At 75.1% G+C, this 21,613-nt stretch carries 22 protein-coding genes; 13 read left to right on the top strand and 9 right to left on the bottom strand.

Annotation, left to right across the window (positions count from 1 at the left end; genetic code table 11):
* Positions 1-44 precede the first annotated feature (44 nt).
* The gene (locus tag J2S44_RS39830; protein WP_310428293.1) at positions 45-1,244 is read left to right on the top strand and encodes an FAD-dependent oxidoreductase; all 1,200 of its coding nucleotides are present in this window, start codon (positions 45-47) and stop codon (positions 1,242-1,244) included.
* Between the two features lie 31 nt (positions 1,245-1,275).
* On the opposite strand, the gene J2S44_RS39835 is transcribed toward J2S44_RS39830, so the two are convergent.
* Positions 1,276-1,884 carry a TetR/AcrR family transcriptional regulator gene (locus tag J2S44_RS39835; protein ID WP_310428295.1) on the bottom strand — a complete coding sequence of 203 codons (609 nt, stop codon included), beginning with the start codon at positions 1,882-1,884 and terminating at the stop codon, positions 1,276-1,278.
* Positions 1,885-1,984: 100 nt separating this feature from the next.
* Here J2S44_RS39835 and J2S44_RS39840 point away from each other — a divergent pair, with 100 nt between their 5' ends.
* The 3 genes from J2S44_RS39840 to J2S44_RS39850 are packed head-to-tail and all read left to right on the top strand — an operon-like array spanning position 1,985 to position 4,732.
* Positions 1,985-2,722, top strand: a complete 738-nt coding sequence (locus tag J2S44_RS39840) for an SDR family oxidoreductase (protein ID WP_310428298.1) — start codon at positions 1,985-1,987, stop codon at positions 2,720-2,722.
* Between the two features lie 28 nt (positions 2,723-2,750).
* Entirely contained in the window at positions 2,751-3,638 is an 888-nt protein-coding gene (locus tag J2S44_RS39845) for an SDR family oxidoreductase (RefSeq protein ID WP_310428300.1), read from the top strand.
* The gene (locus J2S44_RS39850) at positions 3,635-4,732 is read left to right on the top strand and encodes a PQQ-dependent sugar dehydrogenase (protein WP_310428303.1); all 1,098 of its coding nucleotides are present in this window, start codon (positions 3,635-3,637) and stop codon (positions 4,730-4,732) included. Before J2S44_RS39845 ends, J2S44_RS39850 begins: the two co-directional genes overlap by 4 nt.
* A gap of 120 nt (positions 4,733-4,852) precedes the next feature.
* Here J2S44_RS39850 and J2S44_RS39855 read toward each other — a convergent pair whose 3' ends face one another.
* On the bottom strand, positions 4,853-5,278 hold the full coding sequence (locus J2S44_RS39855) for a MarR family winged helix-turn-helix transcriptional regulator (protein WP_310428305.1): 426 nt from the start codon (positions 5,276-5,278) through the stop codon (positions 4,853-4,855).
* 54 nt (positions 5,279-5,332) lie between these two features.
* On the opposite strand from J2S44_RS39855, the gene J2S44_RS39860 reads away from it, so the two are divergent.
* The 3 genes from J2S44_RS39860 (at position 5,333) to J2S44_RS39870 (ending at position 10,965) form a co-directional block, all read left to right on the top strand.
* Entirely contained in the window at positions 5,333-6,391 is a 1,059-nt protein-coding gene (locus J2S44_RS39860) for an alpha/beta fold hydrolase (RefSeq protein ID WP_310428308.1), read from the top strand.
* 153 nt (positions 6,392-6,544) lie between these two features.
* Positions 6,545-8,011, top strand: coding sequence for a glycoside hydrolase family 16 protein (locus J2S44_RS39865; protein WP_310428310.1), 1,467 nt, complete (start codon positions 6,545-6,547; stop codon positions 8,009-8,011).
* A 122-nt stretch (positions 8,012-8,133) separates the two neighbouring features.
* Complete coding sequence (locus J2S44_RS39870) at positions 8,134-10,965, top strand: DUF4132 domain-containing protein (RefSeq protein ID WP_310428311.1); 2,832 nt, start codon at positions 8,134-8,136, stop codon at positions 10,963-10,965.
* A gap of 42 nt (positions 10,966-11,007) precedes the next feature.
* Here J2S44_RS39870 and J2S44_RS39875 read toward each other — a convergent pair whose 3' ends face one another.
* The 5 genes from J2S44_RS39875 to J2S44_RS39895 all read right to left on the bottom strand — a co-directional run bounded on the left by J2S44_RS39875 (position 11,008) and on the right by J2S44_RS39895 (position 14,162).
* On the bottom strand, positions 11,008-11,481 hold the full coding sequence (locus tag J2S44_RS39875; RefSeq protein ID WP_310428314.1) for a GNAT family N-acetyltransferase: 474 nt from the start codon (positions 11,479-11,481) through the stop codon (positions 11,008-11,010).
* Positions 11,482-11,591: 110 nt separating this feature from the next.
* The gene (locus J2S44_RS39880; protein WP_310428316.1) at positions 11,592-12,572 is read right to left on the bottom strand and encodes an AraC family transcriptional regulator; all 981 of its coding nucleotides are present in this window, start codon (positions 12,570-12,572) and stop codon (positions 11,592-11,594) included.
* 123 nt (positions 12,573-12,695) lie between these two features.
* Positions 12,696-13,157 carry a pyridoxamine 5'-phosphate oxidase family protein gene (locus J2S44_RS39885; protein WP_310428318.1) on the bottom strand — a complete coding sequence of 154 codons (462 nt, stop codon included), beginning with the start codon at positions 13,155-13,157 and terminating at the stop codon, positions 12,696-12,698.
* A gap of 92 nt (positions 13,158-13,249) precedes the next feature.
* Complete coding sequence (locus J2S44_RS39890) at positions 13,250-13,627, bottom strand: hypothetical protein (RefSeq protein ID WP_310428321.1); 378 nt, start codon at positions 13,625-13,627, stop codon at positions 13,250-13,252.
* A gap of 100 nt (positions 13,628-13,727) precedes the next feature.
* Entirely contained in the window at positions 13,728-14,162 is a 435-nt protein-coding gene (locus J2S44_RS39895; protein WP_310428323.1) for a universal stress protein, read from the bottom strand.
* A gap of 205 nt (positions 14,163-14,367) precedes the next feature.
* Here J2S44_RS39895 and J2S44_RS39900 point away from each other — a divergent pair, with 205 nt between their 5' ends.
* The 4 genes from J2S44_RS39900 (at position 14,368) to J2S44_RS39915 (ending at position 19,017) form a co-directional block, all read left to right on the top strand.
* The gene (locus J2S44_RS39900; RefSeq protein WP_310428326.1) at positions 14,368-14,748 is read left to right on the top strand and encodes an Hsp20/alpha crystallin family protein; all 381 of its coding nucleotides are present in this window, start codon (positions 14,368-14,370) and stop codon (positions 14,746-14,748) included.
* Positions 14,749-14,928: 180 nt separating this feature from the next.
* Positions 14,929-17,205, top strand: coding sequence for a heavy metal translocating P-type ATPase (locus J2S44_RS39905; protein WP_310428329.1), 2,277 nt, complete (start codon positions 14,929-14,931; stop codon positions 17,203-17,205).
* A gap of 139 nt (positions 17,206-17,344) precedes the next feature.
* Positions 17,345-18,217, top strand: a complete 873-nt coding sequence (locus J2S44_RS39910) for a universal stress protein (protein WP_310428331.1) — start codon at positions 17,345-17,347, stop codon at positions 18,215-18,217.
* Entirely contained in the window at positions 18,214-19,017 is an 804-nt protein-coding gene (locus J2S44_RS39915) for a nitroreductase family protein (RefSeq protein ID WP_445343967.1), read from the top strand. The genes J2S44_RS39910 and J2S44_RS39915 overlap by 4 nt, the downstream gene beginning before the upstream one ends.
* Positions 19,018-19,068: 51 nt before the next feature.
* Here the strand turns inward: J2S44_RS39915 and J2S44_RS39920 are convergent, their stop codons facing one another.
* Both J2S44_RS39920 and J2S44_RS39925 read right to left on the bottom strand, forming a co-directional pair.
* Entirely contained in the window at positions 19,069-19,557 is a 489-nt protein-coding gene (locus J2S44_RS39920) for a universal stress protein (protein ID WP_310428333.1), read from the bottom strand.
* A gap of 44 nt (positions 19,558-19,601) precedes the next feature.
* A complete protein-coding gene (locus J2S44_RS39925; protein ID WP_310428335.1) occupies positions 19,602-20,492 on the bottom strand; it encodes a universal stress protein in 891 nt (296 codons plus the stop codon).
* Positions 20,493-20,688: 196 nt separating this feature from the next.
* Between J2S44_RS39925 and J2S44_RS39930 the strand changes: the two genes are divergently transcribed.
* Together J2S44_RS39930 and J2S44_RS39935 are read left to right on the top strand one after the other, a co-directional pair.
* Positions 20,689-21,273, top strand: a complete 585-nt coding sequence (locus J2S44_RS39930) for a hypothetical protein (protein WP_374727949.1) — start codon at positions 20,689-20,691, stop codon at positions 21,271-21,273.
* 69 nt (positions 21,274-21,342) lie between these two features.
* Positions 21,343-21,612: a DUF1876 domain-containing protein gene (locus J2S44_RS39935; protein WP_310428342.1), complete on the top strand. Its 270-nt coding sequence runs from the start codon at positions 21,343-21,345 to the stop codon at positions 21,610-21,612.
* The last annotated feature ends 1 nt before the right edge of the window (position 21,613 follow it).

Genomic DNA, 21,613 nt, shown 5'->3' on the forward strand with positions numbered 1-21,613 from the left:
TTTGAAAATCAAGCTATCTGCGACCGCTGTGACGGGAGACGTCCATGACCGCACCACGAGTACTCGTATCCGGAGCCGGCATCGCGGGACTGAGCACCGCGTTCTGGCTCGGCCGCGCCGGATGGGAGGTCACGGTCCTCGAGCGGGCCGCGGCGTTCCGGGGCGGCGGGCAGAACGTCGACGTGCGCGGCGCCGCGCGGGAGGTCCTGACCCGGATGGGCCTGGAGGGCGAGGTGCGCCGCCTCGGCACGACCGAGGAGGGCACCAGCGTCCTCGACGACCGGGGCCGGGCGATCGCGCGGTTCCCCGTCGAGGACCCGGACGGCCCGACCGCGGAACTCGAGATCCTGCGCGGTGACCTGGCCCGGGTCATCCTCGACCGGCTACCCGGGAACGTCACCGTGCGATACGGGGACCGGATCCGCGACGTGCGTCACGAGGCATCGCACGTCGAGGTGACGCCGCAGGACGGGCCGGCCCGGCGGTACGACCTGCTGGTCGTCGCGGAGGGGGTGCGCTCCCGCACCCGTGACCTCGTCTTCGGCTCCGCCGTCGAGCGGCGCGGGCTCGGTCTCACCATGGCCTACGGAACCATCCCGCGTACGCCGGACGACGACCGCTGGTGGCGCTGGTACTCGGCCCCGGGCGGCCGGCAGATCACCGTGCGCCCGGACAATGCCGGCACCACGCGAGCCACGCTGGCCTTCACCGGCCGGGACCGGAACCTCGCCGACCTGCCGCCCGACGAGGCCCGCGCCGAGCTGCGCGCGACCTTCCACGACGCCGGCTGGCAGGCCGGGCGCGTCCTGGACGGCTTCGCCGGCTCCGCGGACGTCTACCTCGACTACCTCACCCAGATCAGGATGCCGGCGTGGTCACGCGGCCGCGTCTGCGTCACCGGCGACGCCGCCTGGTGCGTCACGCCGCTCGGGGGCGGCGGCACGTCGTTGGCCATGGTCGGCGGATACGTGCTGGCCGCGTACCTCGGCCAGGCGGGACCGGGCGGCCACGCCGGCGCCCTCGCGCGGTACGAGCGGTGGATGCGGCCGCTGATCGACGACGCCCAGAAGCTGCCGCCGGGTACGCCCGGCCTGTTCTATCCCCGCTCCGCCGCCGGCGTGCGGGCGCTGCGCCTGGCGGCCCGCGTCGGCAGTGCGCCGCTGCTGCGGAGGCTGACCTCCCGGATCGGCCACGTGGCGCGCACCGGGCAGGCGCTGCCCGAGATGCCGCTGGGCGTGCGGTGACCGCCGTGCCGCGGGCCTGATCGGTGACCGGTCAGGCTCCCGCGGGCGTGACGCCGCGCAGCGTCTGGTCGATCAGGCGGGGTACGAGCGACTCGTCGACCGGCACCTTGAGCACGAGCAGCCGGTGGTAGCAGGCGCCCCAGAGGTGATCGACGATGATCTCCAGGTCGGCGTCGGCGCGGAGCTGGCCCCGTTGCTGCGCGGCGTGCAGGCGGGCGCGGGCGAGCTCGCGGCGGGGTGCCGAGTAGTTCTCCTTCCAGGCGCGGGCCAGGTCCGGGTCCATCTGGGCGGCGCCGATGATCTCGGCCACCCGGCTGCCCGTTCCCCCGTCGCTGAGCAGGCGGACGAACGCGGTGAGCTGGGTGGTCAGGTCGGCGCGCAGGTCACCGGTGTCCGGGAACTCGAGGGCCTGCTCGCTCTGCGCGAAGTACGCCTCCGCGGCCAGCATGCCGGGGGAGGGCCACCACTTGTACAGCGTCATCTTGCTCGACCCGGACTCCTTGGCGACGCGATCGAACGTCACCGCGGCCAGCCCGTCACGCATCAGGATCTGCCCCGCGGACGCGAGCACCCCGGCACGGACCTCTGCCGCGGGCCGGCGGCCACGGCCCCGGCGGACGGGCACGAACTGATCGGACATGACACCTCGCTTCCCGGCAACACGATACATGTGGACGGCTTGTACATTTCCGCGGCGGCAGCTAATGTACTTCCTGTCCATATAACGAGGAGGGGTCATCATGACCGACACCATCGACCGCGTCGCGATCGTCACCGGCGGCTCCGGCGGCATCGGCCGGGCCAGCGCGCTGCGCCTGGCCGCGGACGGCATGGCCGTCGTCGTGCACTACAACGGCAACCGGGAGCGCGCCGACGAGGCCGTCCGGGCCATCACCGACGCCGGCGGGCGCGCCGTCGCGGCCGGGGGCGACATCTCCGACGAAGCCGCGGCCACCGCGCTGTTCGACGTGGCCGAGCGGGAGTTCGGCGGCGTCGACGTGCTCGTGCACACGGCCGGGATCATGCCGTTGTCACCGCTCGCGCAGCTCGATCTGGACGTGTTCGACCGCATCCAGCGGGTGAACGTGCGCGGCACGTTCATCGTGGACAAGCTCGCGGTGCAGCGGGTACGGACCGGCGGCGCGATCATCAACTTCTCCACCTCGATCATCCGGCTGCGGCCGCCGGCCTACGCCGCCTACGCCGCGTCCAAGGCCGCGGTCGAGGTGATCTCCCTCATCCTCGCCCGTGAGCTGCGCGGCAAGGACATCACGGTGAACACGATCGCGCCCGGCCCGACCGCGACGCCGCTGTTCCTGCACGGCAAGAGCGAGGAGCTGATCGCCCAGATCGCGAACAACAACCCGTACCAGCGGCTGGGCGAGCCCGAGGACATCGTGGAGGCGGTGGCGTTCCTCGCCGGGCCCGCGCGCTGGGTGAACGGCCAGACCATCTTCGTCAACGGCGGCGCCGCCTGACCGGCGGCCGCACGGACCGGGAGTCACCATGAGCATCATCCTGATCACCGGCGCGTCCTCCGGCATCGGCCGGCTGACCGCCCGCACCCTCGCCGCGGCCGGGCACACCGTCTACGCCACGATGCGCGACCCGGTCGGCGGGAACGCCGCCGCGGCGGCCGACCTGATCGCCTACGGTGACACGCAGCCGGGCGAGCTGCGCGTCGTGGAACTGGACGTGACGTCGCAGTCCTCCGCGGACGCGGCGGTCGCGCGCGTCGTCGACGAGGCCGGCGGCCTCGACGTGGTGGTGCAGAACGCCGGCCACCTCTACATCGGGTACGTCGAGGCGTTCACCGCGGCGGATCTCACCCGGCTGCTGGACATCAACGCGGTCGGCGCGCACCGGGTCAACCGGGCCGCCCTGCCGCACCTGCGCCGGCAGCGGTCCGGCGTGCTGATCTGGGTCGGCAGCACCATCCCGGTGACCACGCCGCCGTTCCTCGGGCCGTACGTGGCGTCGAAGGCCGCGTTCGACTCCCTCGCGGTGGTGACCTCCTACGAGGTCTCCCAGTTCGGGATCGAGACGACGATCGTGATGCCCGGCGCGATCCCGCAGGGCACCGACCACTTCAGCGGTGCCAGCCACGCGAGCGACGACGGCGTGACCGCGCAGTACGGCGAGCTGGACCCGCTGGTCGCCCGCACCCACGCCGCCCACGACGACCTCTTCGCGCCCGGCACCACGGCGGACCCGCAGGACGTCGCGGACGAGATCGCCCGGGTGCTGGCACTGCCGGTGGGCGCGAAGCCGTTCCGGACGGTCGTCGACGCCGCGCACGCCGGCGTGGACCACGTGGTCGCGTTCGCCGACCTGACCCGGGAGGCGTTCGTCCGCCGCCTCGGGTTCGCCGAGACCCTGGCCCTCAAGCGATGAGGCGGACGGCGATCGGTGCCCTGTGCGCCGGACTGATCCTGGCGGGCTGCACCCAGCAGCCGTCCACGACCACGAACCGTCCACCGGGCGCCGCCGCCGGCACCGTCGCCACGCTCGGCGAACCGACCGAGCTGACCACGGGCCTGCGGTCGCCGTGGGGGCTGACGTTCCTGCCGGACGGCTCGGCCCTGGTCTCGGAACGGATCACCGGGCGGATCCTGCGCGTGCCGGCCGGCGGCGGGGACGCGCAGACCGTGGGGACCGTCCCGGACGTCAGCGTGAGCGCGGAGGGTGGGCTGCTCGGCATCGTGGCCTCACCGGGGTTCGCCCGGGACCGCACGGTCTACGCGGCCGTGTCCGGCCCGGACCAGAACCGGATCGTGGCCGTCACCATCGGCGCGGACTTCGCGTCCCTCACGGTGGACCGGGTGCTGCTCGACGGCATCCGGACCGCGGACCGTCACCACGGCGGGCGCATCGTGATCGGCCCGGACGGGCACCTGTGGATCGGCACCGGCGACGCCTTCGAGCCCGCCGACGCCGCGAACGGCGACTCCCTCAACGGCAAGATCCTCCGGATCGCCACGGACGGTACGATCCCCGACGACAACCCGGGGGACTCGCCGATCTACTCCAGCGGGCACCGCAACGTGCAGGGCATCGCGTTCGGGCCGGACGGCACCGCCTACGCCTCCGAGCTCGGGCACCGCACCTGGGACGAGGTCAACGTGCTGCGGGCGGGCGCCGACTACGGCTGGCCCGCGACCGAGGGGATCGCCGGCGACACCGGCGAACCGCCGATCGCGACCATCCATCCGGACGACGCGAGCCCGTCCGGGGTCGCCTACGCCCACGGCTCGCTGTGGATCGGGGCGCTCGGCGGGCAGCGGCTCTGGCAGCTGCCGGTCGACGGGGCCACCGCCACGGCGGACCCGATCGCCCACCTGGCCGGCGACCACGGCCGCATCCGCACCGTCGAGGTGGCCCCGGACGGCTCGCTGTGGCTGCTCACCTCCAACACCGACCTGGCCACCTGGGGCGGCACCGATCCCCGTCCGGGAGACGACCGCATCCTCCGCGTCGAGATCGGCTGAGCGGAGCCGGGTCGTCGGTGACCGGCCGCGGGACGTGCAGGGAGGCCGCCCGCGGCCGACCGGTGCCCGCGGGAGCACTGGGAACGTGCCCACGCCGGAAGCGGGAAGATCGGGTTCTTTCTAGGCGAGCAGTGCCCGCAACTGGGCGCGCAGGTCGTCGCCGTCGTCCGGCGTGGTGGCGCAGAGCGCGGCGTCGTAGGCGCGGGCGCGGGCGTGGCGGTCGGTGAGCCAGGCGTGGCCGGCCGCGGTGACGGCGAGCAGGTTCCGGCGGCGGTCGGCCGGATCCGGCGTGCGGGTGAGCAGCCCGGCGTCCTCGAGCGCGGCGAGGACCGTGACCAGGTCGCTGGGGTCGGCGTCCATCGCGCCGGCGAGCTCGCGCTGGGTGGCGCCGTCGAGGTGGGCGGCCCAGCACAGCGTCACGTAGTGCGGGAAGCGCAGCGGTTCCGCGGCGAAATGCGGTGCGGCGAGCCGGGACGCCTTACGGACGGCGCGGGTCAGCAGGTACGGCGTGCTGTCCGTGAGCTGGGGCGGCAGGGTCGATGCCATGTGCCGACGGTACCGGCCTGTCCGCACCGGCAAATTCGTGGGACACTCCCACGAATGGAGCGTAATCCGTTCGAGCGCCGGCTGGATCCGGCGGTGCCGCGAGGGTTCACCCAGCAGTTCGCCGAGGTCGGCGACGGGGTGACGCTCAGCTTCGTGCGCGGGCCGGCCGGCGGGCCGCCGCTGGTGCTGCTCCCGGCGCAGATGGGCACCTGGCGGACGTACGCGCGGGTCGCCACGGACCTGGCGGGCGAGTTCGAGGTGTTCGCGGTCGACGTGACCGGGCACGGGTCGTCGTCGTGGACCCCCGGCCGCTACACCTGGGACGCGGTCGGCGGGCACCTCCGGTCGTTCCTGGCGACCGTGGTGCGGCGGCCGGCGATCGTCAGCGGCAACTCCTCCGGCGGGATCCTCGCGCTCTGGCTCGCCGCGCACGCACCGGACCTGGTCAGTGGCGTCGTGCTGGAGGACGCACCGGTCTTCTCGGCGGAGTGGCCGCGATTCCGCGACCGCGACCGGTTCGTCCATCGTGGACCCGTGCACGCGGTCGCCGTGCTGGAGAAGCCGGACCGCCGGCTCGCCGACTACTTCCGCGGGCAGGAGCTGCCGGTCTCGCCGCGGCGGGTGAAACGGTTCCCGGACTGGGCCGTGACGCTGATCGACCGGGGCGTGCGGCGCTGGGAACGCGCGCATCCGGGTGCGCCCTCGGGATTCGCGGCATGGTGGGCGCCGGCGTCGTTCGGTGACCTGTTCCGGTCACTGTCCATGTTCGACCCGGACTTCGCGCGCGCGTTCGTCGACGGCCGGATGTACGGCACGTTCGCACACGCGGACGCGCTGCGCGCCGTGCGGGCACCGATCCTGCTGATGCACGCCCGCTGGATGCGACTCGACCGATACGGGCTCGTCGGCGCGCTCGACGACGATGACGCGCGCCGGGTGACCGAGCTGGCGCCGCGGACCACGCTGGTGCGCTCGGACGCGAACCACGTGATCCACCGCTACGACCGGTCCGGGTTCGTCCGCGCGCTGCGCGCCTGGGCACGCGCGGAACGGCTGGTGCCGGCCGGCCGCCCACCGGAGGCCGGCCCACCGGAGGCGGCGGGCCGGCCGTAGGCGGCCGGCCCGCGACGGGTGGGTGACGCGGCGGCGAGCGGATCCGGTGTGTGTGGGTTGCGGGTTCGGTACTTCGGTTGGATGGGGCCGGGCCGCCCCGATAGGCAGGCATCGCGCTGAGCGATGCCCCTGTCGCCCATCGAAGGTTGCTATTTGTCTCTGCACCCCATCGCCGGCCGGACCCGACTGGTCGCCGCCACCCGGCGTGCCACGCTCACCGCGGTCCTCGCCGTCGCCGCACTCGTGCTCCCGGAGACGCCGTCCGCCCGGACGGCTCCCGCCGTCCGGCCCGCCGCGGCCGCCGTCGCAGGCGGCGCCTCGGGCAGTGCCTCGGGCAGTGCCTCGGGTGGTGCCGAGGGCGTGCTGGACGGGACGGTCACTCGGACCGCCCACGGCTGGACCGCGAGTTCCGTCGCCGGCCCGGTGACGCTGCGCCGGGTCAGCGGGGTGAGCGGGCCGTTCAGCGCCACCACGGCCATGGAGATCTCCCGCGCCGGCGGCACCGGCGACTGGGCGATGGCCCTGGCCCCGCTGCGGAACCCGACCACCTTCTTCACCGTCGGCAGGACCTACCGGATGCAGGCCTGGGTCCGTGACCTGCGTGGCGCCCGCCGTCCGATCGGCATGCTGCTGGCCAACGGCAACTACGAGCACCGGCCCGCCGACGCCGCGGTCTACGGCGAGTACACCGACACCGGCTGGCACCTGATCACGCGTACGTTCGCCGCCACCGCGGCCGGCCGCGCCGACACCGCCGTCTACCTGAGCCTGCCGGGCTCGGGCGCCTTCCGGTTCCAGGTGACCGGCCTGACCGTCCGGGAGCACGTGGCCGCCGTGCCCGCCCGGGCCCCGGTCAAGCCCACCCGGACGATCTCGTTCGCCGGCCGGGCCGGCACCGCGCCGTCCGCCGCGACCTGGAACCACGAGACCGGCGGCAACGGCTGGGGCAACCGGGAACTGCAGACCTACACCGCCGGCACCGCCAACTCCGCGGTCGACGGCACCGGCCGGCTGGTCATCACCGCGCGCCGGCAGACCACCAAGGGCACGGACGGCATCACCCGGGACTTCACCAGCGCCCGCCTCACCACGGCCGGCAAGGTGACGATCAAGCCGCGCTCCTATGTGGAGAGTGCGATCGTCGCGCCGGTGGGTGCCGGGGTCTGGCCCGCGTTCTGGCTCGTCGGCGCGGACGTCAAGAAGGTGGGCTGGCCCGCCTCGGGTGAGCTGGACATCCTCGAGGGTGCCGGCGCCACCCCGACCATCGCCCACCACGGCATGCACATGGCCAAGATCGGCGATCCGCGGACGGACATGCCCTACGGCTGGGGCGAGGCCGGCGGCACCGTCGACCTCGGCGTGCCGCTCGACGCCCGCGCGCACCGCTACGGCGTCTACTTCGACGAGCACGTGGTGCGCTTCTACATCGACCGCAAGCCGACGATGACGTTCTGGGCATCCGACGCCGCCGCGTCCGGCCGCACCTGGCCGTTCGGCAAGAGCGCCTTCATCGTGCTCAACGTCGCGATCGCCGCCAGCGCCGACCCGGCCCGGTCCGCGGCCGTCCGCACCATGACCGTCGGCGACATCGGCGTCTACGAGGGCGGCGTCCCGTTCTGACCGGCGCGCCCGGACCGGTCCGGGCGGGTGGGCCTCGCCCCGCGGCGTGCGTGCGCGGCGAACGTGTCGGTGGTCGGCGCTAAGGTCTGCCGCACCGGTACGGACGACGGGGGTGCAACGGGATGACCGACGAGGACACGCTGGTCCTGCCGTGGGCGGGTCACCCGTGGCGCGGCTGCGGCGCGGCCTGGACGCCGACGCCGGACGCCGCGCGACGGGTGGCGTCCGTGGTCGGGCGCTGGGCAGATCCGGCGGCCACGCTCGGCGGCACGCAGACGCCGCCGGACGTGACGACGGCGGGCCTGGCCTGGCTGGCCGGGGAGCGCACGCCGTTCGGTGCGGCCGTGATCGCCACCGCGATGCCGGTCGACGACGGCTTCCGGCGGGTGCTGGCCGACTCGTGGATCGCCGAGCACGGGCTGCCGTTCGCGGCCCGCGTCTGCCTGGAGATGGCCGGCCTGCTGTTCGTCAAGCGCAGCACCAATCCTGCGGTGCTGCGCCCGGGCGCGGACGCCGCACCCCACGCCGAGTGGTACGGGAAGCGGACGGCCGGCGTGCTCGCCCGGGTGCGCGCGGCGATGTCGGCCGCGCCCGCCGGTGAGTACGAGACGGCGGTGGCGGCGCTGGCCGAGGGCCGGGCCGCCAGCACGCGCCACCGGGTGGTCGCGTCGTTCCTGGCGCCGGACGCACCGTGGCTGGCGGACACGCTGGCCGCACTGACCACGACCGGCCGGCACGACTCCAGCACCGTGCTGCTGACCGCGTGCGCGCGCGACCGGGCCGAGCTGGACGCCGTGTTCCGGGCCACCGGCTGGTCGCTGCAGTCGCTGGAGTCCTCGCCGGCGCTGCTTGCCACGGTCGTCGCCGCGCTCGGCCCGGACGAGGCGCTGGACCTGATCACCGGCGAGGAACACCGGTACCTGTGGCACGACCGGGAGGGGCTGGCCGGCACGTACCTGGCGGTGATCGGCGCGCTGCCGACCGACCGGGCGTACCGGTACCTGCTCGACCATCTCGGCGTGACGACCGTGGCGGCCGTCGCGTTCGAGGCCGCCGCCCGGTTCCCGCGCCGCGCCGCCCGGCTGCTCGCCGCCGAGCCCGCGCCGTCGCCGCGGCACCTCGACCTGCTGCGCCGCCACGTGCGCGCCCACCCGGACGTGGCCGGCCTGCTGCCGCCGGAGCTGGCCGCCCGGTTCGCACCGCGCGACGAGCCGGTGGCGGGCGTGCTGCCGCCGGTGCTGGCCACGCCGCCGTGGACGGTGAAGCGCCGGCGCACCCGGCCGCCGTCCGTCGACGGGCTGCGCGGGCCGGACCGGGACCGGTGGACCGCCTGGCTGAAGGGCCCGCGCGCGGCCGTGCTGGACCGGGCGCGCCGCGACCCGGAGCCGGCGGCCCGCGCGCTGATCCCGATCGCGTTCGGCCCGGCCGGCCCGGAGCGGCGGCAGGCCACGGCCGCGCTGCACACGCTGGCCGCCGAGGGCCACCGCGGCGTGGTGCTGGCCGCGGCCACCGGGTACGGCCCGACCGCTGCCACGAAGATCGAGCCGCTGCTGGCCGCCGACCCGCTCGACGCGCTGCCCACCAGGATCCCCGACCTGCCGGCCTGGCTGGACCCGGACGCGCTGGCACCGATCCGGACACCGCACGGCGTGCTGCCCGCGCACGCGGTCCGGCACGTGCTCACGATGCTGATGATCTCCAAGCCCGGCGAGCCGTACGCGGGCCTGGACCTGGTCCGCGACGCGTGCGACGCGGCCGATCTGGGCGCGTTCGCCCGGTCGCTGCTGCAGACCTGGCTGCTCGCGGACGCGCCGCCCAAGGAGCCGTGGCCGCTCGACGCCCAGGCGGTCCTCGGCGACGACCGCACCGCGGCCGAGCTCGCCGCGCAGATCCGCGCGTGGCCGTCCACGGGCGCGCACACCCGCGCGGTCCGGGGCGTGGACGTGCTGGCCCGGATCGGCACGGACACCGCGCTGCGGCTGCTGCACGAGATCACCACGACCGTGCGGACCCGCACGGTACGCGAACGCGCCCTGCTCCGGATGGCGGACGTGGCCGGCGCGATCGGCACGACCCCGGACGGCCTCGCGGACCGGCTCACCCCCGCGTGGGGTCTCCGCGCCGACGCCACGCTCACGCTGGACTTCGGCCCGCGCGCGTTCACGGCCGGGTTCGACGGGCAGCTGCGCCCGTGGGTCGCCGACGCGTCCGGCCGGCGGCTGCGGTCGCTGCCGAAGGCCGGCGCGGCCGACGACCCGGAGCTGGCCGCCGCCGCGCACCGCCGGCTCGCGGACGTGCGGAAGGGCGTCCGGAGGACGGCGGCCGAGGTGGTCCGCCGGCTGGAGTCCGCGCTGGCCGAGCAGCGCGCGTGGACCGGCGCGGAGCTGCGCGCGCTCACCGCCCACCCGCTGCTGTTCCCGGTCGGCTCCCGCCTGCTGTGGGTCACCGCGGCCGGGACCGCGTTCCGGATCGCGGAGGACCGCACGCTCGCGGACGCCGCCGACGACCCGGTGCCGCTCGACGACGACGCGGAGGTGCGCCTGGCCCACCCCGCGCACGGCATCGACGCCGGATGGGCGGAGATCTTCGCGGACTACGAGATCGTGCAGCCGTTCCCGCAGCTCGGCCGCGAGGTGTTCGCACTGGCCGACGGCGAGCGTACGTCCGGGGCGCTGACCCGCTTCGACGGTGTGAAGACGGAGACCGGCCGGCTGCTGGGCCTGGAACGGGCGGGCTGGCGACGGCCGGCCGGTGCCGGCGGTTGGCAGCACACGCTGGTCCGCGACCTGCCCGGCGGCCGCCGGATCGAAGTGGACCTGACCCCGGGCATACCCGCCTGGCAGCCGACGTCCGTGCCGGAGCAGGCGATCGAGTCGGTCCGCGCCCCGCTCGCCGCGTTGACCACTGTGGAGGCGTCCGAGCTGCTCCGCGACCTGACGCTGGCCACGGCGTGACCCGCGCCGGCGCTACGGCGGTGTCAGGTGATGGCGGCGGTGTCAGGTGACGGCGGAGCTGCGGCGTTCGATGGCGACCACGTCGCGCCAGACGCCGTGGTGCCGGCCGACGCGCTCCCGGGTGCCGATGACGCGGAACCCGCAGGCGGCGTGCAGGGCGAGACTGGCGGTGTTCTCCGGGAAGATCCCGGACTGGATCGTCCAGATCCCGGCCGCCTCGGTCGAGTCGATCAGCGCGCGGAGCAGTGCCTTCCCGACGCCACGCCCGCGGGCGGCGGGATGGACGTAGACGGAGTGCTCGACCACGCCGGCGTAGACGCACCGGTCCGAGACGCCGGCGCAGGCGACCCAGCCGACCACCCGGCCGGTGCCGTCGAGCGCGACGAACCGGTGCTGCGGCAGCCGGTCGGCGGTGAACCGCGGCCAGTCCGGCGCCTCGGTCTCGAAGGTCGCGTCGCCGGTGGCGATGCCCAGGGCGTAGATGCCGATCACCTGATCGGCGTGCGCGTCGGTCATGGGGGCGAGCGTGATCATCGCGCGGCGGCTCCTCTCGTGCGTGGATCGGGGCGGCACGACCCGGCCGCGGGACCGGCCCCGCGGCGAGCCGGTCCCGGCGCCCAGCCGGATCAGGCGCGCCGGAGCGTCTCGCTGGGGGACCGGCCGTACCGTTGCCGGTATTGTGCCGCGAAACGGCCCAGGTGGGTGAAGCCCCAGCGGTGCGCCGCCTCCGTGACGGTCTCCGCGAAACCGAACCGCAGGTCGCGATGGACCCGGTCGAGGCGTACGTCCCGGAGGTAGCCCGTCGGCGTGACGCCCAGATGCGTGCGGAACCCGGCCTGCAGTGTTCGCGTGCCGACCCCGGCGAGCTCGGCGAGGGTGCGCGGCGTGTACGGCTGGGCCGGGTCGGCCTGCATCGCGTCGATCGCGACCTGCACGGCGCGCGGCCGGCACGGCGCCGCCTGCTGTCGAAGGTGGGCCGTGTGCTCGTGCTCGGCGGCGAGCAGCAAGCCGTTGAGCAGGGCCTGACTGAGCGGGGCCGCGGTCAGCGGGTGCGTGGTCAGCAGGCCGCCGGCCGACAGATCGTTCATGACCAGATGTAACAGCTCGGCCCATCGGCGGCCGGGCTCGCCCGAGACGTCCAGGGCGGGCGCGATCTCCCCGGGCCCGGTGACCGTGCGCTGCAGCAGCTCCGACAGCTGCTCGCGCCACACCTCCCGGTCGATGGTGAGCCCGCGCAGCCGGGTCCCCCCGGCCGTGCGGATCCGCAGGGTCCCGCGGCCCGGGCTGGTGGTGACCCCCCGGCTGCGGCTGGTTCCGACCTGCGTGCCGGCCTGCTCGAAGGACACGACACCGTCGACGGCGACCACCACCCCGTAGAAGTCGTCACGATCGCTGCGGATCAGCGTGCCGGCGGACACCGCATGATCGGTCAGCTGCAGCGGGCCGAACTCGGCGACGTCCAGCCGGTAGGCGAAGCGCGCGCCACGAGCGTTCGCCTCCACCGCGACGAGCTTGCCGAACTCGTCGGTGTTCATGGCGGCCATCTCGTCGATGCTGTCGGTCCGGTAGCGCCGGCAGCGTCCCCGCACCACGACCGGATCTGTCACGGAGACCACACTCCACCGGACGGAGCCATTCCCTCACGGTATGGCACGGGTGGGAATCCCGGAAGGCAGCCTGGTTGCACGTCCGGGTGACGTCCGGCCGCGTCACCCGGCGACGTCCGGTCCTCATCGGACCGGTATCCGGTCGCGTGCCAGCCGGGTGTCCCGCATGCGGGACAGGGACACGCCCACGCCGTAGGTGACGAAATGCCCGATCGGACGGATCTCCAGGACCGCGCAGCTCGCCCGGCGCTCCGGCGGTGCGAGAGCGGCCAGCCGGGGGAGTCGGTCCAGGACGGTTCCGGGATGCACCGTCGCCTCCGCCGGAAAGCTGACGGTCGCCGGCGGAATCGGTGCCAGCAGCGCCAGCAGCCCGCCGCGCCGGATCGGCACGGTGACCGAGACCCGGCCGTCCCCGGCGATGTGCCGGGCCTTCCAGCCGTCCGGCGCGACGACCGCGTACAGCCGGTCGCCGTCGGTCCGGTACAGCACGCCACTCGACCGCGGCGCGCCCGTCGGCGTCACGTGGCTGACGACGGCGAAGGATGCACGCCCGATCGCCGCCCACACCGCCCGGTTGCTCGTCATGGGTTACACCTCCGAATTCTGGACGCGCCGCACGGGCGCGGTCGTCGCTCGCCTCGACAGAACCGAAGCCCGCGGCACCGCCCACGCGCGGCTCAGCGTTCGGCCACCAGGCGCCGGGCACGCAGCAGCCGCGCCCACCACGGGCGGGCCGGTGACGCCGCGCGGGGCGAGCGGGCCGGCAGGCCACGCAGGCTGATCCAGCCGCCGGGCCCCATGCTCACGGTACGGATGGCGGGACCGGGCGGCCGGCGGGTGACGGCGACCGCGGCCGCGCCGGCGACGGCCACGACGGAGGCGGCCAGCACCAGCCGGCCGGTGTCGACCACCGGCAGGAAGCGGGCACCGCCGGTAGTGATCACGAACGCACCGACCGGCCGTCCGCGGTGCGTGACCGGCACGACCGAGACACCGCCCGGTCCGGGGACGGCCGCCTGCCGCGGCGGGCTGGGCGACGGTGCCGACTGCGTCATGGCGACCTCCAGGGTCGGTGGTCCGGCGGTGCCCGGCGGTCTGCCGGGCACCGCCGGTTCACGAGCACCGTGACCGACGGGTGCGGGCACGGCCGTCACCTCAGGCGGCCGGGTCCGTGGGCACCACCACGACCGGGCACGGCGCGCGCCGGATGCAGCCGTCGCTGACCGACCCGAGGACGCGGTGTCGCAGCGCGGAGTGGCCGTGGCTGCCGAGCACCAGCAGGCTCGCCTTCTCGGCCGCGGTGGTCAGCGCGGTGACCGGGTCGTTCTCCGCGGCCTCCACGGTCACCGTGACCGGCGGGTGCGCCCGCCGCAGCACGGCGTCGGTCTCGTCGCGCAGCAGCGTCTCCGCGCGGTGTCGCTGCGCGGCCGGGGACGTCTCGGTCAGTGGCCCGGAGTCGATGCCGTCCCAGGTCCACGCGGTCACCGCCCGGACCGTACCGCCGATCCGGGCGGCCTCGGCGATCGCCCAGTCCAGCGCGCGACGCCCGCCTGGCGAGCCGTCCACGCCGACCACGATCAGGTTCTCCATCTCTCTCACCCCTTCACCGGTACGCATGACTGGTTCCGACCCCAGTAGGCGGTCGTCGGCGGCTGCCCGGCAGGGTCTTTTGACCCGGGAGACAACCCGTTGTGCCCAGCGCCGGTCCGGGTGCCGGAGGTCGGGACCAAAGTCCCTGACCCGTACCGGCGTGGCGCGTTCTGCTGGGGGTGAAAGCACCGTGAGGAGGTGGCACATGTCAACCCTGACCCCACTCGACCTGCTCAGGTGGTCCTGGTCGCCGTTCCCCGGACCGGGTATCAGGATCGAGGAGCAACTGGAGGGAGACCGGTTCGTCGTCCGTGCCGAGCTGCCCGGTGTCGACCCCGAGAAGGATGTCGAGGTCACGCTGTCCGGCGAGGTGTTGAAGATTCACGTGGAGCGCAAGGAGGCGTTCACCGGTAAGGCGCAGTCGGAGTTCCACTACGGTTCGTTCTTCCGCACCGTCCCGGTGCCGGCCGGGCTGCGGCCGGACACGGTGGAGGCGAGCTATCGGGCCGGCATCCTGACGATCAGCGCCCTGGTCGCGGAGAATCAGACCGCCGGCGAACCCATCCCGATCAAGACAGCGTCATGACGGTGAGGGCTCATTGATTCCGTGTGCGGCCGCGGAACCGGCCGGTGGGGCGCGACCCGCCGGCCGGTTCCGTCCCGGCCGGCGGCACCGGCGCAGGCATGCGGCGAAGGGCCGAACGGCCCGGGCCGCGGGTGGCCGCCGTCCCTGGGCGGGCGGCGCCCGGCGGCGCCTACTGGACAGATGGAATCGGTGTTGTTCGCCCTCGCCGGACTGCTGACGGCGGCCGGGGCCGCCGGCTGGGCGGCCGGTGCCGGCCCGCTCGCGGACGTGGCCTGGGCCGTAGCTGCGGTGCTCGGCCTGGGGTATTCGACCGTGACCCTGGCCCGGGCGGTGCGCCGCCGGGAGCCGAGCGTGGACGTGATCGCCTGGCTTGCGCTGGCCGGTGCGCTGGCCGTGGGTGAGACGTTCGCCGGTGCGGTCATCGCGATGATGCTGGCCGGCGGCGCGCTGCTGGAGGCACGGGCGGCCGCGCGCGCCCGCCGGGAGCTGAGCGCGCTCGCGGCCAGGGCACCGCGGACCGCGCGCCGCCGGACGCCGGCCGGCAGCACCGAGATCCCCGTCGGGGACGTCGCGGCCGGTGACCGTCTGGTCGTCGCTACCGGCGAGGTCGTGCCGGTCGACGGCCGGCTGTGCGGGCCGGCGTCGCTGGACGAGTCCGCGCTGACCGGCGAGCCGATGCCGGTGTCCCACCGCGCCGGGGCGGACGTGCGCAGCGGCGTGGTGAACGCGGGCCCCGCCGTGGAGCTGATCGCCACCGCGACCGCGGAGGCCTCGACGTACGCGGGGGTGGTGCGCCTGGTCGCACGCGCCCGGGCGGCGAGCGCGCCGGCCGTGCGGACCGCAGACCGGCTGGCCGTGGTGTTCGTGCCGGTGACGCTGGTGCTGGCCGGAGCCGCGTGGGCACTCAGCGGGGACCCGGCCCGGGTGGTCGCGGTGCTGGTCGTCGCCACGCCGTGTCCGCTGCTGCTGGCCGTACCCATCGCGATCATGTCGGGGTTGTCCCGCGCCGCCCGCGCCGGCGTGATCGTCAAAGGGGGAGCGGCGCTGGAACGGCTGGCCGCCGGGCGGGTGCTGCTGTTCGACAAGACCGGCACGCTGACCGCCGGCCGCCCCGTGCTGACCGGGGTGGTGACCGCGCCCGGCGGTGACGGCGACGAGGTACTGCGCCTGGCCGCGTCCGTGGACGCGGTCTCCGCGCATGTGCTGGCCGCCGCGATCGTGACCGCGGCCGCGGACCGTGGACTGAGGACCGAGGACCCCGCGGGGGTACGGGAGGAGCCCGGTCACGGCGTCGAGGGGATCGTCGCCGGGCACCGGGTCCGCCTCGGCCGGCTCGCCTGGGCCGCCCCCGGCGAGACACCGGCCTGGCTGCGGTCGGCCCGCCGCCGGGCCGCGCTGGACGGCTCCCTGGCCGTGTTCGCCGGCGTGGACGGCGTACCCGCGGGGGTGTTGCTCCTCGAGGACCGGATCCGGCCACAGGCGCCCCGCATGCTGCGCACGCTGCGGCGGGCCGGCGTCGACCGGATCGTGCTGGTCACCGGCGACCGCACGGACACCGCGGAGGCGGTCGGCCGGATCGTCGGTGTCGACGCGGTGCACGCCGACTGCGACCCGGCGGAGAAGGTGGCGGTCGTCGCCCGGGAGCGGCACGCCGGCCCGGTGGTGATGGTCGGCGACGGCATCAACGACGCACCGGCGCTCGCGGCCGCGGACCTCGGCGTCGCGCTCGCCGCCCGCGGCGTGACCGCGACGGCGGAGACCGCTGACGTGGTGCTCACCGTGGACCGGATCGACGTGCTGGCCGACGCGATCCTGATCGCCCGCCGGTGCCGGGCCGTCGCGCTCACGGCCGCGTTCGCCGGCATGGGCGCGGCCGCGGTCGCGATGCTGGCCGCCGCGGCCGGCCACCTGCCGCCGGCCGCGGGTGCGCTGCTCCAGGAAATGATCGACGTGGCCGCGATCGGCATCGCGCTGACCGCACTGCTGCCCGGCCGCGCGCGCACGGCGCGGATCGCGCCGGCCGAGACCGCGGTCGCCCGGCGCCTGCACGCGGAGCACCGCGCGGTCCGCGGCCTGATCGAGCGGGTCCGGTCGGTCGCCGACGCGCTGGCCGGCCCGCCGTACGACACCACACCGGTCCGGGACCTGTCCACACAACTCAAGGCCGAGCTGCTGCCGCACGAGCGGGCCGAGGAGGCACAGCTGCTGCCGATCGTGGCCCGGGCGCTCGGCCCCGAGGCCGTCGGCGCGCTGAGCCGTACCCACGCCGAGATCGAGCACCAGGTCAACCGCCTGGACCGCTGCCTGACCGGCCTGACCGGCGACGCCGAGCCGGAGGACGTCGTCGACCTGCGCCGCCTCCTCTACGGCCTGTACGCCATCCTGCGCCTGCACGACGCCCAGGAGGAGGAGGGCGCGTTCAGCCTCGTCCCCGCCGCCGACGGCCGGTCCGGGTAGGACCGCGGGCCGGGCGGCGGGTCGGCTCCGCGGCCCGGATCCGGCGGGTCGGGCAGGGCCGTTCGGCCCGGTGCCGGGTGCCGTCGAGCACTGTCACGGTGCGTATCGCAGTCCGACGCTGGGAGTGGAGGTGGACGTGATGACGGATATCGCCGGTACGACGGAGATCGTGGCCGCGGTGGACGGCTCCGGACCCGGGCAGGCGGCCGTACGCTGGGCGGCGCGCGCGGCACACCGGTCCGGGTCGAGGCTGCGGATCGTGCACGCCTACGACTGGAACTGGGCGGCCGCCCGATTCGGTGGCGCGGTGCAGCTCCGTGCCCCGGCGGTCGCCGAGGCGGAGCGGATCCTGGGCGCCGCGCGGCAGGCCGCGAACGAGGTGGCCCCGGGCATCCCGGTGTCGCTCGACGCGGTCGCCGGATCGGCGGTCGCCGCGCTGCTCGGCGAGGAGTCCGCCCTGCGGATCGTCGTCGGGCACCGGGGGAGCGGCGGCTTCGACCGGCTCGTGCTCGGCTCCGTGGGCCGGCAGGTGGTGATGCACTCGCACCGCCCGGTCGTGGTCGTCCGGGGTCATGCCGAGCGCGCCGACGGCCCGGTCGTCGTCGGCGCGGACGGTTCACCGGCCGGCGTGCACGCGGTCGAGGAGGCCTTCGCCGAGGCCGCCGCCCGGCACACGACGCTGGTCGCGATCCGCGCCTACCCGGTGCCGGTTCCACCCTGGGGTGCCGACGTCTCACCGCTGGTCTACGACCCGCAGCGGCTGGAGGCGGCCGAACGCGCCGCCCTGCACGAGGACCTGGCGCCCGGCCGCGACAAGTACCCGCAGGTGGCCGTGGAGGCGTTGGTCGTGCGGGACGACGCGGCGGCGGTGCTGACCGGGGTGTCCGGCGCCGCGCAGCTGCTCGTCGTGGGACATCGTGGGCACGGCACCCTGGCCGGTGCGCTGCTCGGCTCGGTGGCACTGAAACTCGTGCACCACGCCGACTGCCCGGTCCTGATCGCCCGGCCGTGATCATGATGGCCCGCGATCTCGTACCCTCGACCGGTGAACGGCTCGACCAGGTGCTGCTGCTGGCCGTCGTGGAGGCCGCGCAGGCACCGTCCGCTGGCAACACGCAGCCGTGGCGGTGGCGCATCCGCGGCCCGGAACTGGAGCTGCGGGCCGACCCCGGGCGCGCTCCGGCCATGGATCCGGACGGCCGGCTGCTGACATTCGGCTGTGGTGCCGTGTTGCACCACGCCCGGACCGCGATCGCGGCGGCCGGATGGCGGGTGCGGGTGACCCGCCTGCCCGAGCCGGACGAGCCGCTGCTGCTGGCCAGGCTGCGGCTGGCCGCGGTGCACGCGCCCGACCCGCGCGCGGCGGCGCTGCTCGAGGCGATCCGTCGGCGCCGCACCGACCGGCGGCCGTACGCGATGGGCCGGCTACCGGACCGGATCCTGCACCGGCTGGTCCGCACCGTCTGGGCCGAGGGCTGCCGGTTGCGGCCGCTGACCCCGGCGGAGGTGCCGGCCGGGGTCCGCACCGGCTACGGGCCCGGCGGCGCCCTGTTGCTCCTGCACGGCCCGGCCGACGACCGGGCGCACTGGCTGCGCGGCGGGGAGGCGCTGTCGGCGCTGCTGCTGGCGGCCACCAGCGAGGGCCTCGCGACCGCGACCCTCAGCGACCCGGTGCCCACCCTCGGGCATCTGCTGGACGCCGCGGAGTACCCGTACCTGTTGGTCCGCGTCGGTCACCCCATCGGTGACGGTGACGCGCCGGCCACCGCCCGGCGCCCCCTCGCGGAGATCTTCGACATCGCCCCGCCGTGACCGAAGGGACGGGCGGCCGCGGCCGCCCGTCCCTTCGGTCACGGCGGGCGGTCAGGCGGACGTTCCGGTCAGGCCGGACAGCTCTCGCAGCAACAGCCGGGTGGCGCGCCGCCGCCCGGCCTCGCGTCCCAGCGCGTCCGGCGGCACCACCAGCAGCGGGCAACGGGCGTGCCGCGCGCAATAGCCGGCTACCGACGGCCGCCACGGCAGGTGCCGGCCGCGGCCGACCAGCAGCAGGTCGTCGTCGCGGACGGAGTAGGCGACCAGCGCCGGTCCCGGCCGGCCGAACGGGACGACCCGTCGCACGGTCACGCCGGCCGGTTCGCCGCCGGAGATGTCCGCGAACGCGTCCGCGATGTCCCGCACGGCGCGCCGCCGGGCCCGATCGAGCTTCGGCGCCATGATCTCGCCGTAGGTCACCTCGGCCTCCCAGGCGCGGACGGCGTGCAACGGCACGCCCAGTTCGCGTGCCCACTCGACGCCGGTCCGCAGCGCGCGCAGACCGGCGATCGACCGATGGACGCCCACGATCACGCGCATGTCGCCTCCTCCGCTGCTTCGGTGCATGACGAGGGCCGGGCGGCTCAGTGCACGATGAAGACCGGGCACCGCGCCTCGTGGATCAGCGCCTGGCTGACCGAGCCGAGCAGCAGACCGGTGAGCCCGCCGACACCGCGTGATCCGACGACGATCGCGGCCGCGCGCTCCGACTCGAGGACGAAGCGGTGGCGCGGGTCCTCGGCGACCCGGGAGATCCGCGTCCGCACCCCGGCCTGGTTCGTCGCCGTGCTGAGGCGCGCCGCCCGCATCCGGGCGTCGGCCTGGCTCATCCAGGCCGGCAGCGACCACAGCACGACCAGCTCGCTGCCGCGCCACCGAGCTTCCTCGACGGCGAACCGCACCGCGCGGTCCGCCCATCGCGAACCGTCGTATCCGGCCACGACCGGGCGTTCGGCCCACGACGTGCCCCGGGGCGGTCCCGGCATGCGTACCACCAGCACCGGTCCGCGATGGCGGGCGGCCACCTGGTCGCTGGTCGCACCGGTCAGCAGACCACCGGCCCGGGTGTGGCCGGCGCCCACGACCAGCAGGTCCTCTGCGGAGGCCCGATCGAGCAGGCAGCTCACCGGCGGGCCGACGGCCAGCCGGGACGCGACGGAGAGCGCGTCCGTACCGGCGTGCGCGCGGTCGGCGAGTCGCCGCAGCAGTGCGGTGCCGTGGTCCCGGTCCGCCTCCGGCACGCCGCGGGGCTGAGCGTGCACGATCGACAGCGGCCAGCCGCGCAGTTCGGCCTCGATCGCGGCATGGTCGACGGCGATCGCGGCCGTGGGTGTGTCGTCCGCGCCCACGACGACGGTGTGCCGCACGACGGGCAGCGGGCGCGGCCGGCGCGGTGGGGCGGGACGGGTGGCCGTACCCAGGAACCGGTTGATCGTTCCGAGACGGCCTGGGTGTCGTGTCTCCTGGGTGGTCATGTCGGCCTCCTCGCCTCGTCCGGACGGGCTCACCTCCAGCGAAGCGCGGGCCGCGCGGCCGGCACAGGGCCGTTGGACCCGAGGACGTGCGGCGCGGGAGGACCTCCGGACCCCGCGCGGCACGGCCGTCCGGCCCTGTCCGGACCGCATCGACCCTCGTCCAATGGTGACAACAGTCATCCGCACCGGAAGGGACGTGAGCACCATGACAGCGATGGCAGAACGGCCGGCCGCTGGTGGACCCGAGCCCCCGGCCGAAGTCCTCGCCACCACGGCGAAGGCGGAGACCGCCGCGCAGCGAGCCGCCCGGTACGTCTTCGGTGGCATCCGGCTCGCACTGGGCTGGATCTTCCTGTGGGCGTTCCTCGACAAGACGTTCGGGCTCGGGCACGAGACCGAGCCGGCCGCCGCCTGGATCAACGGCGGCAGCCCCACGAAGGGGTTCCTGTCCTTCGGCGCCACCGGCCCGTTCCAGGGCTTCTACCAGGACATCGCGGGTGCGGCCTGGGCCGACTGGCTCTTCATGGCGGGTCTGGCCGGCATCGCGGTGGCGTTGCTGCTCGGCATCGGCCTGCGCATCGCCGCGGCCACCGGCGGGCTGCTCTACGTCCTGATGTGGACCGCCGTGCTGCCGCCGGAGAACAACATCTTCATGGACGACCACCTGATCAACGCGGCGCTGCTGGCCGGCCTCGCGCTGATCGCCGCCGGTGACACGCTCGGCCTCGGACGGTGGTGGGCCTCGCTGCCCGTCGTGCGACACCACACCTGGCTGAAGTGACCGCGCGCACCGGCTCGCTCGCGCACCGGGCGGGCGAGCCGGTGCCGTCCCGGAACGAAGGAGGACGCCATGTCCGTGACGAAGCGCTGGAGCGTGGAGATCCTGATCGGCGAGACGAACCGGAAGACCTACGCCGAGGCGCAGCTGTACGACGAGAACAGCAACCAACTCGTCGGCCACGGCTCGGCCGTGGTCCATCCCGACGAGCCCCGCGTGCCCGAGGTCGGCGACGAGATAGCCGTCGCCCGCGCCCTGGCCGACCTCGGCAACCGGCTGCTGGTCACGGCCGCCGGTGACCTCGAGGACGTGCTCGGCACCCGCGTGGACCTGGGACGGTAGC

Source organism: Catenuloplanes niger (assembly GCF_031458255.1).
Lineage (GTDB): Bacteria > Actinomycetota > Actinomycetes > Mycobacteriales > Micromonosporaceae > Catenuloplanes > Catenuloplanes niger.

What these genes read in the sequence shown, in the direction of transcription:
- J2S44_RS39830 (WP_310428293.1), top strand. Translation starts at nt 45, where the DNA reads ATGACCGCACCACGAGTACTCGTATCCGGAGCCGGCATCGCGGGACTG.
- J2S44_RS39835 (WP_310428295.1), bottom strand. Translation starts at nt 1,884, where the DNA reads ATGTCCGATCAGTTCGTGCCCGTCCGCCGGGGCCGTGGCCGCCGGCCC.
- J2S44_RS39840 (WP_310428298.1), top strand. Translation starts at nt 1,985, where the DNA reads ATGACCGACACCATCGACCGCGTCGCGATCGTCACCGGCGGCTCCGGC.
- J2S44_RS39845 (WP_310428300.1), top strand. Translation starts at nt 2,751, where the DNA reads ATGAGCATCATCCTGATCACCGGCGCGTCCTCCGGCATCGGCCGGCTG.
- J2S44_RS39850 (WP_310428303.1), top strand. Translation starts at nt 3,635, where the DNA reads ATGAGGCGGACGGCGATCGGTGCCCTGTGCGCCGGACTGATCCTGGCG.
- J2S44_RS39855 (WP_310428305.1), bottom strand. Translation starts at nt 5,278, where the DNA reads ATGGCATCGACCCTGCCGCCCCAGCTCACGGACAGCACGCCGTACCTG.
- J2S44_RS39860 (WP_310428308.1), top strand. Translation starts at nt 5,333, where the DNA reads ATGGAGCGTAATCCGTTCGAGCGCCGGCTGGATCCGGCGGTGCCGCGA.
- J2S44_RS39870 (WP_310428311.1), top strand. Translation starts at nt 8,134, where the DNA reads ATGACCGACGAGGACACGCTGGTCCTGCCGTGGGCGGGTCACCCGTGG.
- J2S44_RS39875 (WP_310428314.1), bottom strand. Translation starts at nt 11,481, where the DNA reads ATGACCGACGCGCACGCCGATCAGGTGATCGGCATCTACGCCCTGGGC.
- J2S44_RS39885 (WP_310428318.1), bottom strand. Translation starts at nt 13,157, where the DNA reads ATGACGAGCAACCGGGCGGTGTGGGCGGCGATCGGGCGTGCATCCTTC.
- J2S44_RS39890 (WP_310428321.1), bottom strand. Translation starts at nt 13,627, where the DNA reads ATGACGCAGTCGGCACCGTCGCCCAGCCCGCCGCGGCAGGCGGCCGTC.
- J2S44_RS39895 (WP_310428323.1), bottom strand. Translation starts at nt 14,162, where the DNA reads ATGGAGAACCTGATCGTGGTCGGCGTGGACGGCTCGCCAGGCGGGCGT.
- J2S44_RS39900 (WP_310428326.1), top strand. Translation starts at nt 14,368, where the DNA reads ATGTCAACCCTGACCCCACTCGACCTGCTCAGGTGGTCCTGGTCGCCG.
- J2S44_RS39905 (WP_310428329.1), top strand. Translation starts at nt 14,929, where the DNA reads ATGGAATCGGTGTTGTTCGCCCTCGCCGGACTGCTGACGGCGGCCGGG.
- J2S44_RS39910 (WP_310428331.1), top strand. Translation starts at nt 17,345, where the DNA reads ATGACGGATATCGCCGGTACGACGGAGATCGTGGCCGCGGTGGACGGC.
- J2S44_RS39920 (WP_310428333.1), bottom strand. Translation starts at nt 19,557, where the DNA reads ATGCGCGTGATCGTGGGCGTCCATCGGTCGATCGCCGGTCTGCGCGCG.
- J2S44_RS39925 (WP_310428335.1), bottom strand. Translation starts at nt 20,492, where the DNA reads ATGACCACCCAGGAGACACGACACCCAGGCCGTCTCGGAACGATCAAC.
- J2S44_RS39935 (WP_310428342.1), top strand. Translation starts at nt 21,343, where the DNA reads ATGTCCGTGACGAAGCGCTGGAGCGTGGAGATCCTGATCGGCGAGACG.